We start from the raw sequence: 13,346 nt of genomic DNA, 5'->3' as shown, positions 1-13,346 counted from the left end.
TTACAGGACAAGTCATTACATTGCGTAGGATATGTGTGTACCGACAGTAAGCGGCAAATGTCGCGATCGGCTGCCGGCCGAGGAGAGCTTTGCGTGGAGAGACCGACCGCCTGGTCGACACGGGCCTGATCGAGGGTGCCGTGGTCGACCTGGTGGTCCGTGCGGCGAACGCGGCCACCGTGGTGGACGCGCAGCGGCTCGTGGCCGAGTTCCGCGGCTTCTCGGGCGTGCGCTCGGCCGGCATCGTGCCCGCGGTCGCCCCGGTCGCCGGCGCGCTGGACCTGCTGGAGCGGCTGCCGGTCGGCCCGGCCCAGTGGGGGCAGGAGCTGCGGGTCGAGTTCAGCGCCGCGCCGGCCCGCGCCGAGCTGCTCGCCGCGGCCGCCGAGATCGCCGCCGCGGCCGACCGCGGCCTTGCCCGGGCGTGCCGCGCGATCCCGCCCCCGCCGCTGCACGGCGCGCCGCTGACCTGGGCCATCACCACCGGGTCGCGGTCGCTGATCCTGTCCGTCGACCCGGAGCGGGGCTGGAGCGCGCTGTCCGACTCGTTCACCGCCGTGCTCGGCTACGACCGCCACCGCCCGCCCGAGTTCCGCCTGGTCGACCTCGTGCACCCCGACGACCGCCCGGCCGCCGTGGCCCTGTTCCTGGCCGGCTGCGCCGGGCGCAGCCCGGAGCGCGCCGTCGACCTGCGGCTGTGCACCGCCGGCGGGCGCTGGCGGACGATGGAGGTCGTCTCGCGCAGCTTCGTCGACGACGCCGAGGTGGGCACCGTCGTCTTCTTCGCCGTCGACGTGACCGGCCAGCGCGAGTCCGAGCGCACCGCCCGCATCGAGCAGCAGCGCCTGGCCCGGCTGGTCGAGACGATGGACGACGGCCTGCTCATGCTCGACGAGCAGGGCCGCGTCTGCCTGGCCAACCGGGCCGCGCACAAGCTGCTGAACACCGGCGTGCTCGAGGTGAGCCCCGAGCACGACCCCGACGACCCGGCGCCGGCGGACTGGGCCGGGATCATCGAGCGGACCATTGCCCGGCTCGGCCCGGAGGCGTTCCGGGTCGAGCGGCTGCGCACCGGCTTCCGCACCCGCCGCGCCGTGGTCGGCGAGGAGCTGGCCTTCGCCGACGGGCGGGTGTTGGAGCTGGATCTGGTACCGGTGACCGTCCCCGGCCGGCTCGGCACCGACGGCGGCACGCTCGTCCACCTGCGCGACGTCACCGCGCGGGTGGCGGTCCGGCGCGGGCTGGAGGAGCGCAGCCGCGGCCTGGAGGAACGCAACCAGGCGCTGGTGGAGGCCGCCGCCCTCAACAACGAGTTCATCGCGAGCGTCTCGCACGAGCTGCGCGGGCCGCTCTCGTCGGTGGTGGCGTTCTCGCACCTGCTCGGCGACAGCACCAGCGGGGAGCTGTCGGAGGACCAGCGCACGTACCTCTCCGTCATCGACCGCAACGCCAACCGCCTGCTGCGCCTCATCGAGGACCTGCTGCTGCTGTCCCGGCTGGAGGCACGGACGCTGCAGCTCAAGCCGGTGCCGACCCGCCTGCCGGAGTTGCTCGGCGTCGCGGTGACCGAGCGGCGCCCGGCGGCGGCCGCGGCCGGCATCGAGCTCGTGCTCGACTGCCCTGACGGCTCGGACGGCCCGGAGCTCGTCTGCGACGACACCCGGGTGCACCAGGTCGTCGACAACCTGGTGAGCAACGCGGTGAAGTTCACGCGCAGCGGCGGCCGGGTGACGGTGACGGCGTGGCCCGGCCCGGACGGCGAGGGCTGGAGCGTCGCCGTCGCGGACTCCGGCGTCGGCATTCCCGCCGCCGACCTGCCGCGGCTGTTCAGCGCCTTCTTCCGCGGCTCCAACGTCACCGCGGCGGTGGGCCGGGAGGTCATGCCCGGCACCGGCCTGGGGCTGGTCGTCAGCCGGGCCATCGTCGAGTTACACGGCGGCAGCATCAGCGTCGCCAGCACTGAAGGGGTCGGCACGACGGTCACGCTGTCGTTGCCCACGCGACCGGCACGAATTGGGGGATGACCGTGAGCCGACTGCTCGTCGTCGAAGACGACCCGGATATCGCCATGGCACTGCGACTGCTCCTCACGCGGGCCGGCCATCAGGTCGCGCACGCCAAGGACGGCCGCACCGGCCTGCGCGACGCCTACACCGAGCGCCCCGAGCTGGTGATCCTCGACATCGGCCTGCCCGGGATGGACGGCTGGCAGGTCCTGGAGCGGCTGCGCGACGTCAGCGACGTGCCGGTGCTGCTGCTCACCGCGCACGGGCAGGAGTCGGACAAGGTCCGCGGCCTGCGCGGCGGCGCCGACGACTACCTCACCAAGCCGTTCACCAACGCCGAGCTGGTGGCCCGGGTCGAGGCCTTGCTGCGGCGCAGCGCCGGCCCGGCGTCGTGGGCCGACGAGGTGTACGACGACGGCGTGCTGCGCATCGACCCGGCCGCCCGCCGCACGTTTGTGGCCGGCGCCGAGGTGCGCCTCACGCCCACCGAGTTCCGCCTGCTCAACGTCCTGGTCCGGCACGCCGGCGCGGTGCTGTCGCCCAACCAGCTGCTGGCCCAGGCGTGGGACGACCCGACCGGCATCGGCCCGGAGCGGGTGAAGTTCGCGGTGCTGCGGCTGCGGCGCAAGCTCGGCTGGACCGACCCGGACGCGTCGCCGATCGAGTCGGTCCGCGGCTTCGGGTACCGCTACCGGCGGCCCGTGATGGACCGCGCCGAGTAGGGGAACCGAGCCGCACCCGGGCGGAACCGGGCACCGCGACCGGCGGTGGGGAATCTGGTTGGCGTACCGCACCAGCGACCCACGAAATGAGCGCCGAATGATCGACCTCTCCGCCGACGGCCACGTCCACACCGCGTTCGCCTCCGGCCGTGACAGCGTCAGCGTGCTCGTCGCCGCCGCCGAGCAGGCCGGCCTGGCCGAGCTCACGTTCGCCGACCGGGTGGGGCCGGACACGAGCTGGCTCCCGCCGTACCTCGCGTCGATCCAGCGGGCGCAGCAGCGCACCGACGTCGTGCTCAAGCGCGGCGTCGAGGTCGAGGCGATCGGCATCGACGGGTGGCTCGCGTTCCCCTCCGACCTCGGCGGGCTCGAGGTCATCTCGGTGGGGCTCGGCCGGCTGCCGCTGCCGGCCGGGCTGCTCAGCCCCGACGCGGTGCGCGGGCTCATCGACAACGGGACGATGCGGGCCCTCGACGTCATCGACCAGGTGGTCACCGTCACCGGGCTGGCCGTCGAGCGGGTCTCGCGCTACGCGCCCACGCGCCTGGCCCGGCCGCTGGACTTCCTCATCCGGGCCGGGATCGAGGAGGAGGCGGTACCGGACGCGGCCATCGCCGAGCTGGTCGCGGCCTGCCGCGCGAACGGCACCGTGGTCGAGCTCAGCGAGCGGCACCGGCTGCCCGGGCCGCGGCTGGTCCGGGCGTGCGTGGAGCAGGGCGTGCGGCTCGTCGCGGCCAGCGACGCGCTGCGGGCCGGCGAGGTCGGGCAGTTCCGCTACGTCCGCGAGGTCCTCGCCGCCGCCCGGCCCTCGGCCGCCGCAGCCTGAAGCCGCCGCCCGGCCCTCGGCCGCCGCGGCCTGACGCCGGGCGTCCGCGCGGTCCTCGCCGCGGCGGAAAATCGTTGGCTCGCAAGGGCTCCGCGCGGCTACGGTGTTCCTCAGCGTGAGGGTGCCCGCTGCGAAGGCCGCGGATACTTCGACTCCTAATCGACAGGTCACAGGTTCGACTCCTGTCCGTCCCACCACTCGGGGCGGTAGCTCAGCGGATAGAGCGGTAACGTGCCGCAGCCGCTTGGTTCTCGGGCACCCACACGCTGTCTCCCGATGCCGGAAGGAGCCCTTGTCGTGTCCAAGTTCAACGCCCGCACCGCGTCGCCGAAGCCGAACGCCGCCACCTACGAGGGCGGCGCCGGCTACACCCGCGACGCCAAGCGCGAGCTGTTCCTGCTGGCCGTGTCCAACCTGGTCGGCGAGGACACCTTCTACGAGCGGGCCGGCGAGCGCGACGAGCGGTTCGCGCGCCTCGTCGGTCAGGTCGCCGTCGACGGCGTCGACTGGCTGACCCGGTTCGTGCGCTGGCTGCGCACCGGCGCGAACATGCGCTCGGCGCCGCTGGTCGCCGCCGCCGAGGCGGTCCACGCGCGGCTCGCCGCCGGCCTCGCCGGTGACAACCGGGCCATCGTCGCGGCCGCCATGGACCGCGCCGACGAGCCGGGGGAACTGCTCGCCTACTGGATCGGGCGGCACGGGCGGAAGCTGCCGATGCCGGTCAAGCGCGGCATCGCCGACGGGGCGCTGCGCCTCTACACGGAGTATCCGCTGCTGAAGTACGACACCGGCAGCCACGGCGTGCGCTTCGCCGACGTCATCGAGCTGACCCACCCGGCCGGCCGCCGCGGCGGCGCGGTGCAGGACGACCTGTTCCGGCACGCGATCGACCGGCGGCACCACCGGGAGGACCCGGCGCCGGAGCGGCTGCGGATGGTCCGCGCCAACGCAGAGCTGCGGGAGCTCGCCGAGGGCGACCCGCACGCGCTGCTCGACCCCGAGCGGCTGCGCGCGGCCGGCCTGACGTGGGAGGACGTGCTCTCCCTGGTCGGTTCGAAGCTGCCGAAGGCCTTGCTGTGGGAGGCGCTCATCCCGGTCATGGGGCTGATGGCGCTCGCCCGCAACGTGCGCAACTTCGACGAGGCCGGGGTGTCCGACGCGGCGGCCGCCGCGGTCGCGGCCCGGTTCGCCGACCCGCGGCAGGTGGCCCGTTCCCGGATGTTCCCGTTCCGGTGGCTGTCGGCCTACGAGCAGGCGCCGTCGGTGCGCTGGAGCCACCCGCTGGACCAGGCGCTGCAGGCGTCGCTGACCAACCTGCCCGCGCTGCCCGGCCGGACGCTGGTGCTGGTGGACACGTCGGGGTCGATGACCTCCGGCGGGATCTCGGCGCGTTCGACGGTGACGCCGCTGAAGGCCGCCGCGGTGTTCGGCGTGGCCCTCGCGGCAAAGGGCGAGCGGGTCGACCTGGTCGGCTTCGCCGACGGGCGCCGGCCGTTCACGCACAAGGTCGGCCGGGGCGCGTCGGTCATCCGCGAGGTGGACCGGTTCGTGCGGCGGACGGGCGAGGACGGGCACGGCACCGCGATCGCGGCGTCGCTGCGCAAGTCGTATTCCAAGCACGACCGGGTGGTCATCATCTCGGACATGCAGACGATGGACCGCGGCGTCACCGACGTGGTGCCGAAGTCCATCCCGCTCTACGGGTTCAACCTGGGCGGCTACCGGGTGACCGCGATCCCGGCCGTGGCGAACCGGGTGGAGTTCGGCGGCCTGACCGATGCCACGTTCCGGATGCTGCCGCTGATCGAGGCGGGCCGGGACGAGGCCTGGCCGTTCTGATCGGCCGATCGCGCGGGGTGGGCTACGGCCGGTGGGGGCCGTGGCACACCACCGCGCCCCACAGGGCCGGCGGCTTCGAGCGCAGCGGGGCGGTCGCCTCGCGGAGTGCCTGCGCCATGCTCACCCCGCGGGACGCCCAGGTCCGGTACATGGCTACCGCGATGGTGGCCGCCGTCCGGTCGGGGATCGGCCACAGGCAGCCGACGAACCAGCGCGCGCCGGCGGCGGCAACGGCGGCCGAGACGCCGACCGGCTCCGGGCTGCCGCCGCGCCGGTCGGCGGAGGAGCAGGAGAACAGCGACACCACATCGGTGCCGTGCCCCACGCGCGACAGCAGCTCGCCCGGGCTGGCCGACCGGTCCGCCATGTGCAGGTACCAGCGCTCGCCGGCCTCGTCCGTGCTCATGTGCCCGCCGTAGTGGACGACCGCGGCCGGGCCGGGGACCCGCGACGCCGACTCGAATGTCCGATGTGGACCGTCCACGCGCAGTCGCGGGGCGAGCGCCTCGGCGATGTGCGCCATTTCCGCCGCGACGTGGGACAGGGTCGCGTCGCTGCCGTCGAGCAGCAGTGCCGTGCCGTGCCGCGCCGAGTGCCGGCGGGACTGGCGGTGGTGGACCTGGACCGAGTGCGTGTAGGAGATGTCGTACCGGTCGGTGAGGTACGTCTTGCTCGCGCCGTCGTAGGCGAGGTGCAGCGGCAGGTTGAGCTGAGGTGCCGCGAGCACGAGCTTGCCGACGCGGGGCGGGAGGTCGCTCAGGACCGGGCCGAGCAGCTCGTCGTGCAGCCACGCGAAGTCGGCGGCGCGCAGCTGCGGAAGGGCGTCCTCGTCACGGATGGCCGCCAGCAGGTCGCGGGCCCGGGGCCACAGCTTGGCCCGCTCGCCGATGGTGGCCAGGCGCGGCGGTCGCCCCCGGGTGAGGCTGACCGCGTGGACGCGCCGTTCGCTGACGAACAGCGAGATCGTGGCCTCGTCCGGGGCGAGCGACGCACGCAGCTCACCGGCCGGGACCGCGACCGGTGACGGGTCGCGGCGGGTGGCCCTGATGCCGAAGGTGACGCCGGCGTACCCGGGGTCGGCCCGGCCCGGCGACTCTTCGGCGTCGGTGGCCGGCGCCGGGTCGCGGGCGAGGAGGGGACGACCGAGCCGTTCGTCCTCGGTGGCCGCGCCGACCGCGGAGTACCGCAGCAGGTTGTCCAGCTCATGGATGAAGGCGTCGAAACCCTCGGGGCGCAGGCCGGGATCGGTGCTCAGCGCGTAGGCGATCAGCACCAGGCCGCCCTGGTAGCGGTGGATGATCCCGGCCGCGCGACGGTGCGCGGCCGGCCGGGCCGCCAGCAGGTCCACGTACTCCCCGACGAGCGGATACAGCTCGGCCAGGTTCGCCGCGGCGAAGCGGATGACCCGGTTCGCGTACACCAGCGTCAGGTTCTCCCGCACGACCCGGCCGGCCGCCCTGACGGCCCGGCCGCGCTGCAGCCGGCCTGAGCCCAGCCGCTGCGCCGGCAGCAGCTCCCGTAACTGCCACAGGATGGTGTGTGCGGCCGCGATCCGGTGCTGCCGGGGGAGAACCGGGCCGGCCTCGGTCAGCATGGCCGTGGCGCCGGCGAGCACCGGCCGTGGCTGGTGCAGGCGGATACCGGCCTCCGCGGCGAGCATGTGGATCTCTCCCAGCAGCATCCGGCGCGAGCCACTGGCCGCCGGGAGCCTCCGGGCCTGCCGGATCAACCGGTCGTGCAGCGCGGCCACGCTGATGTCGCGGTCGCGCACGGACTCCGGCGCGTGTGCGGCGAGCGCGAGCAGCCGGTACCGCCGCGCCATCGGCTCCGGCAGCGGGATGTCGATCGCCGGCTCCAGCAGGACGTCCGCGGTGAAGCCCGCGTGGTAGCCGGCCCGGACGGTCGCGAACCGCCGGGCCAGCTCGCCGCGCCGTTCGGCGGGGACCTGGGCGAGGAGCGCGTCGAGCATGGGGCCAACGGAGGTGTGCACCTCCACCCGGGTGAGCGCTTCGGCATGCGCCACCGCGAGCTCGATCAGCCTGGTCGCGTAGCGGCCCAGGTCGGCCGCGAAGAACTCCGGGTCCAGCTCGCCGCACAGCACGAGCAGCACGCTGAACTCGTCGGCGACCCGGCCGTGCTCGGCGCAGTAGGCCAACGCCTCTTCCGCGGTCGCGAGCGCCGCGTCCTGCCGGGAGTGCGCCACAAAGGCGACGAACCGGTTGAGCGGGTGGAGCACGTGCGGATCGATGTCGTCCATGAAGGCTCGCCCCCCATCGCGTCTGTGCCGAGGCTATCGCCGCCCCGAACCCGCATGGTCGCCGCGCGGCCACTGTGCAGGGGCAAAGTGCACGGTCCAATCCCCGAAACGGGCAATCGTTGCGGGTCAGACCTTTACCATCAAGCTGTGCCGAAGGATCGCGAACTCGTCCTCGTCTCCCTGCTGCAGGAGGCGACACGGATCGCGAACGAAGCCGACGACATCGGCGACGCCGGGCTGCCCGTGCTCAAGGCGGTGTGCACGGCGACCGGGTGGCCGGTGGGTCACCTGTGCCTGCCCGACGAGCGGGACCGCCGCGTGCTCGTCTCCACCGACGTGTGGCACGAGGACGTGGCGGGCGAGTTCGCCGCGCTGCGCAAAGCGAGCGAGGAAGCGCACTTCCCGCTCGGCGCCGGCATCGTCGGCCGGGCGGCCCGCACCGGGCGGCCGCAGTGGATCGCCGACGTGTCCGCCGACCGCGGCGTCGTGCGCACCGGCGTCCAGGGGGTCGGCGCGGCGATCGCCTTCCCGGTCACCGCGCGCGGGGTCGTCGCGGCGGTCCTCGAGTTCTTCACCCGCGAGCCGGCCGCGCCCGACCCCGGGCTGCTGGAGATCATGTCGGACGTCGGCACCCAGCTCGGCCGGGTCGCCGACCGCATGGCCGCCCGCGACGCGCTGCTGTTCGGCGGCCGGCGGCTGGAGCGGATCCTCGACAGCTGCGTCGAGGCGTTCGTCGCGATGGACGAGGGCGGGATGATCACCTCGTGGAACGCGGCCGCGGAGAAGGTCTTCGGCCTGTCCAAGGAGGAGGCGATCGGGCGGCGGCTGGCCGACACGATCGTGCCCCCGCAGTACCGTGAGGCCCACCATCTCGGCGTCGGGCGGTTCCTGACCACGGGGGAGCGGCGCTTCCTGGACCACCGCATCGAGATCACCGCGTGGCACCGCAACGGCTACGAGTTCCCGGTGGAACTCGCCGTGTGGGCGGTCCAGGACCCGGTGATGGGCTGGACGTTCAACGCGTTCGTGCACGACATCACCGACCGCAAGCGCACCGAGGACGCGCTGCGCCACGCCTACGAGCACGAGCGCGAGGCCGTGTCCCGGCTGCGCGAGCTCGACGTGGCCAAGAGCGACTTCGTGGCGACCGTGTCGCACGAGTTCCGCACGCCGCTGACCAACGTCATCGGCCACCTCGAGGTGCTCACCTCCGGCGACGCCGGCCCGCTGACCCCGGCCCAGACCCGGATGCTCGGCGTCATCGGCCGCAACTCCGACCGGCTGCGCGCGCTCATCGAGGACATGCTCACCATCTCCAGGGTGGAGGCCGGCGTCTTCGACCTCGAGCTGCGCCGCACCGACCTGCGGGAGGTGCTCAGCGCCGCCTGCGCGGCCGTCGAGCCGCGCGCCAAGCGCCGCGGGCTGCGGCTGGTGCTGTCCGTGGAGGGGCAGCTCGGCAGCGTCGACGCCGACCCGGAGCAGCTGCGCCGGGCGCTGTCCAACCTGCTCGTCAACGGGGTCAACTTCACGCCCGACGGGGGTCTCGTCGAGCTGACCGCGCGGGAGGACGGCGAGCACGTGCGGATCGAGGTCCGCGACAACGGCGCCGGGATCGACCCGGAGGAGCAGCCGCGGCTGTTCACCCGATTTTTCCGGGGTACCTTCGCGGTGCGCGAGGCGGTGCAGGGCGCGGGACTGGGTCTGGCCATCACCAAGACGATCGTGGAGGGGCACGGCGGGCAGATCGCGGTGGACAGCGTGCCCGGTCAGGGCACGACGTTCACGATCCGGATCCCGCGCGAGCGCCCGGTCTGGCTCTGACCCGTTCGGGTTCCACCGTCTGAAAGCCCGTGCGGGTCATCTCGCCCCACACGTGCTTGCCGCCGCGGATCGCGGCCCACATGCCCATCGTGCGCCACAGCGCGGTCAGCTGCCGGTAGCCGACGTTCTCCAGCACCGACGCGCTGCTTGCCCAGCACCTTCCGGGGCATCCGCACGTCCACGATGCGCCCGGCCACCGCCGTGCAGCCGTTGGCGACCCAGCCGGCTGCGGGCCCGCCAGGCGGCGCGGCGCTCGAAGACGTCGACGAGCGCGGCGAACAGCATCACCAGCAGCGCCACCAGGGCGGCGCCGGCGAGCGTCACGGGCGCAGGCGGGCCAGGATCGCCTCGACCCGGCTGACCAACTCCCGCGGGCTGAACGGCTTGACGATGTAGTCGTCGGCACCGGCGCCGAAGCCCACCTCGACGTCGCCCTCCTGGGCGCGCGCGGTGAGCAGGATGATCGGCAGGGCCTTCGTGCCCTGCTCCAGCCGCAGCTGGCGGCACACGTCGATGCCGGACATCCCCGGCATCATCACGTCGAGGACAACCAGGTCGGGCGGGCTCTCGGTGGCCGCGGTGAGCGCGGCGAGGCCGTTGTCGACGGCCAGCACGTCGTAGCCGGCCTGCTCCAGCTTGAAGGCGACGAGGTCCCTGATGTCCGTGTCGTCGTCGGCGACGAGTATTGCGGTCATCTCAGCGGGCGGTGTGCTGCATCGGGCCGAGGTTGCCGTGCGGCGGCACGGGCTGGGCCGGCCGCTCGTTCGTGGCGTGGGTCAGCTCGCTGCGCACCAGCGCGGCCTGCTCACAGAACCGTTTGAAGCCCTTGAGGTCGGCCTTGAGCCGGCGGCCGAGGACCTCGACCGCGTGCTCCTCGGCCGGCATCAGCTCGCGGGCGTCGACCTGCAGGTCGGCGATGATCCGGGTCATGTCGTCGGCCATCGGCTCCAGCCGCAGCGCCTCGCTGATCTGCGGGCCGTCGGTGGCCTCCCAGCACAGGAACTCCCCGGGCCGGGTCTCGGTGATCCGGGCGTCGAACTCGGCCCGGTTGCCGCCGAGGTCCAGCACCATGTGCGCGGTGGAGGCGTCGATCGGCGCCATGCTCATCACGCCGGACATGAACTGCGGATAGTTCTCGAAGTGGGTCAGCTGCTCGTAGGCGACCTCCACCGGTACGGCAACCTCGATCGACTCTCTCGCGGTGCTCATGGTGGTCCCCCTCGCCGTTCGGTGCCTGATTGTCCACACGCTACCGACGGATTCGCCCGTATTACGGGTGATTCGCGGGATTAGTTCGCGAATGCCAAGCGCCCCCGCCGGGGTTCCGGCGGGGGCGGGCTTTGGTCATTTTTGTTCAGACGGTGAGCGTCCAGCCGGTCAGCGTGCCCTTGTCGCCGGCGAAGACGTCGCGGGCCTGCAGCGTCCAGGTGCCGTTGCGGACCTCGGAGGACAGGTCCACCGTGTAGGTCGCGGTGGTGAAGGCGTTGTCGTCACCGGAGGTCGAGCTCTTCAGGTGGTAGCTGGTGCCGTCCGGCGCGACCAGGTCCAGGCGCAGGTCGCCGCGGTCGGCGTGCTTGATCGAGACCTTGACGGTGGCGGTCTTCGAGGCGTTGCCGGTGCAGTTCGCGACGACGACCTTGCTGGCGGCGGTGCCCGGGTCCGGGATGGCGACCGCGGTGGTGCTCACGGCGGCGGCGCAGGCGGCCGGGGCGGGCGTGGTCGGGGCCGGAGTGGTCGGAGCCGGGGTGGTCGGGGCGGGCGTGGCCGGAGTGGTCGGGGCCGGGGTGGTCGGGGCCGGCGTGGCGGGCGTGGTCGGGGTGACGTCGTTGTTCAGGTTGGTCGTGTAGAGCAGCTTGTTCGGGGAGCCGCTGCCGCCGCTCTTCACCGCGCCGTTGATGGCGCCGTTCACCAGGGCGTCGCGGACCTGCTGCGGGGTGGCGGCGGGGTGCGCGGCGAGGTACAGGGCGGCGGCGCCGGCCACGTGCGGGGTCGCCATCGAGGTGCCGCTCATCTTCTGGGTCGCGGTGTTGGAGGCGTTGGAGCTCGAGGTGATGTTCACGCCGGGGGCGAAGATGTCCAGGCAGTTGCCGAAGTTCGAGAAGCTGGCGCGGGTGTCGGCGGTGTCGGTGGCACCGACGGTGATCGCCTCGGGCAGGCGGGCCGGGGACTTGCTGCAGGCGTTGGCCGAGTCGTTGCCGCCGGCGACCGCGTAGGTGACGCCCGACGCGATCGACTTCTTGACCGCGGTGTCCAGCGTGGTGCCCGCCGCGCCACCGAGGCTCATGTTCGCCACGGCCGGCTTGACGGCGTTCTTGGTGACCCAGTCGACACCGGCGATGATCTGCGAGTACGACCCGTTGCCCGAGCAGTCCAGCACCCGCACCGCGACGATCTTGACGTCCTTGGCCACGCCGTAGGTCTTGCCCCCGACGGTGCCGGCGACGTGCGTGCCGTGCCCCTGGCAGTCGCTCGCGTCCGCGTCGTTGTCGACGAAGTCGTAGCCGGAGCGGGCCCGGCCGGCGAACTCGCTGTGGGTGAGGCGCACGCCGGTGTCGATGATGTACGCGGTGACGTTGCTCGCTGGGCCGTAGGTGTACGAGCCGTTCAGCGGCAGCGCCTGCTGGTCGATGCGGTCCAGGCCCCAGGTGGCGCCGGTCTGCGTCTGGGTGGCCTCGATGGAGACCGTGCGGTCCTGCTCGACGTACTGGACGGCCGGGTCGGCGGCCAGGCGGCGGGCGGCGGAGGCGCTCATCCGGCCGGAGAAACCGCGCACCGCACTGTCGAACCGGTCCTCGACCTTGCCGCCGACCTTGCCGGCGAGCGCGTCGGAGGTCGTCGTCGAGCCGTCCTTCATGACCACGATGTACTGGTCCGTGAGCGCACCGGCCACACCGGCACCCTGGACGGTACCTTCGGCCGGCGCCGCGGCCGCAGCCGCAGCGAACGTGAAGGCGGTGGCAGCCGTGGCAGCGGTGCCGAGGACGATTCCGGTAATGGCGCGACGGGCGATGTTCTTCGTCATTATGTCTGCATCCCTAACGGTGAGCGGGCATTTCGTTGCGTCATTTGGTCTTGCTGTTTTTCGGTGGCGCATTTCCTTGCTGAAATAAGATTCGCGGCCGCGGGTGGCGGGCTCGGGACCCCTGCGGGAGCGGCGCGGTTGCCGTGGTTCCGGGGCGCGCTCGCCGCCTTCGGTTGCCGCCGGTTGCCGAACGGGTTGGTCGCGCCCGCGCCCGCGCTTCGCCTCGGCGCCCTGGTTTTCGCGTCCGCGTCCGCGCGGGGGCGCGTCCGCGCCCCGCCCCCGCGTCCTCGCGTCCGCGCCCCCGCGCCGCGCCCCCGCGCCGCGCCCCCGCGCCGCGCCCCCGCGCCGCGCCCCCGCGCCGCGCCCCCGCGCCGCGCCCCCGCGCCGCGCCCCCGCGCCGCGCCCCCGCGCCGCGCCCCCGCGCCGCGCCCCCGCGCCGCGCCCCCGCGCCGCGCCCCCGCGCCGCGCCCCCGCGCCGCGCCCCCGCGCCGCGCCCCCGCGCCGCGCCGCCCTGCGCTTCCGCGCCCTGCGCTTCCGCGCCCCCGCGCCCGTGCCCCCGCGCCGTGCCCCCGCGCCCCGCGCCCCGCGCTTCCGCGCCCGTGCGCGCCTTCGCGGCGGGCCCCGCGGCGCGCTGGCGGGCTTGGTGTGTGACGTGGCCGGCGCCTGATCGTGGTGGTTGCTGTCCGGCGGCAGCTGGCGGCCATCGCGGCTGGGTGTCGCTGGCCGCCGATGGGGCACGGCGGTCATCGGCGTCGATCAGCGGGCGGCGGGGCAGGGCGAGCGTTGCGGATGTATCACCGCGGCGGGCGAACATCCGATTGGTGTGGCCGGGGCGGACGTATGTCTCCGTGATCAT

Annotated in this window: 10 protein-coding genes; 5 read left to right on the top strand and 5 right to left on the bottom strand. The window is 73.7% G+C overall.

Annotated features, from left to right (window positions below):
- The first annotated feature begins 89 nt into the window (after window positions 1–89).
- The 4 genes from ACQPXD_RS47590 to ACQPXD_RS47575 all read left to right on the top strand — a co-directional run bounded on the left by ACQPXD_RS47590 (window position 90) and on the right by ACQPXD_RS47575 (window position 5,390).
- Entirely contained in the window at window positions 90–2,021 is a 1,932-nt protein-coding gene (locus tag ACQPXD_RS47590) for a PAS domain-containing sensor histidine kinase (protein ID WP_432830319.1), read from the top strand.
- Window positions 2,018–2,725: a response regulator transcription factor gene (locus tag ACQPXD_RS47585; RefSeq protein WP_432830317.1), complete on the top strand. Its 708-nt coding sequence runs from the start codon at window positions 2,018–2,020 to the stop codon at window positions 2,723–2,725. Before ACQPXD_RS47590 ends, ACQPXD_RS47585 begins: the two co-directional genes overlap by 4 nt.
- Window positions 2,726–2,822: 97 nt before the next feature.
- Entirely contained in the window at window positions 2,823–3,551 is a 729-nt protein-coding gene (locus ACQPXD_RS47580) for a hydrolase (RefSeq protein ID WP_432830315.1), read from the top strand.
- 297 nt (window positions 3,552–3,848) lie between these two features.
- Entirely contained in the window at window positions 3,849–5,390 is a 1,542-nt protein-coding gene (locus tag ACQPXD_RS47575) for a TROVE domain-containing protein (protein WP_432830313.1), read from the top strand.
- A 22-nt stretch (window positions 5,391–5,412) separates the two neighbouring features.
- Here ACQPXD_RS47575 and ACQPXD_RS47570 read toward each other — a convergent pair whose 3' ends face one another.
- A complete protein-coding gene (locus tag ACQPXD_RS47570; protein WP_432830311.1) occupies window positions 5,413–7,647 on the bottom strand; it encodes a CHAT domain-containing protein in 2,235 nt (744 codons plus the stop codon).
- A gap of 147 nt (window positions 7,648–7,794) precedes the next feature.
- Here ACQPXD_RS47570 and ACQPXD_RS47565 point away from each other — a divergent pair, with 147 nt between their 5' ends.
- Window positions 7,795–9,468, top strand: coding sequence for an ATP-binding protein (locus ACQPXD_RS47565; RefSeq protein WP_432830309.1), 1,674 nt, complete (start codon window positions 7,795–7,797; stop codon window positions 9,466–9,468).
- Here ACQPXD_RS47565 and ACQPXD_RS47560 read toward each other — a convergent pair.
- From ACQPXD_RS47560 to ACQPXD_RS47545, 4 genes are all read right to left on the bottom strand, one after another.
- On the bottom strand, window positions 9,428–9,604 hold the full coding sequence (locus tag ACQPXD_RS47560; RefSeq protein ID WP_432830307.1) for a hypothetical protein: 177 nt from the start codon (window positions 9,602–9,604) through the stop codon (window positions 9,428–9,430). The two genes, ACQPXD_RS47565 and ACQPXD_RS47560, sit on opposite strands and share 41 nt — an antisense overlap.
- A gap of 184 nt (window positions 9,605–9,788) precedes the next feature.
- On the bottom strand, window positions 9,789–10,163 hold the full coding sequence (locus ACQPXD_RS47555; protein WP_432830305.1) for a response regulator transcription factor: 375 nt from the start codon (window positions 10,161–10,163) through the stop codon (window positions 9,789–9,791).
- A 1-nt stretch (window position 10,164) separates the two neighbouring features.
- Window positions 10,165–10,677 (bottom strand): SRPBCC family protein, encoded by a 513-nt coding sequence (locus ACQPXD_RS47550; RefSeq protein WP_432830303.1) that lies wholly within the window; start codon window positions 10,675–10,677, stop codon window positions 10,165–10,167.
- Between the two features lie 145 nt (window positions 10,678–10,822).
- Window positions 10,823–12,490: a S8 family serine peptidase gene (locus tag ACQPXD_RS47545; protein ID WP_432830301.1), complete on the bottom strand. Its 1,668-nt coding sequence runs from the start codon at window positions 12,488–12,490 to the stop codon at window positions 10,823–10,825.
- Between the last annotated feature and the right edge of the window lie 856 nt (window positions 12,491–13,346).

The sequence above is a fragment of the Dactylosporangium sp. CA-092794 genome, assembly GCF_050948465.1.
In the GTDB taxonomy this organism is placed as follows: Bacteria; Actinomycetota; Actinomycetes; order Mycobacteriales; family Micromonosporaceae; genus Dactylosporangium.
This window is presented reverse-complemented; position numbering and strand designations above follow the sequence as displayed.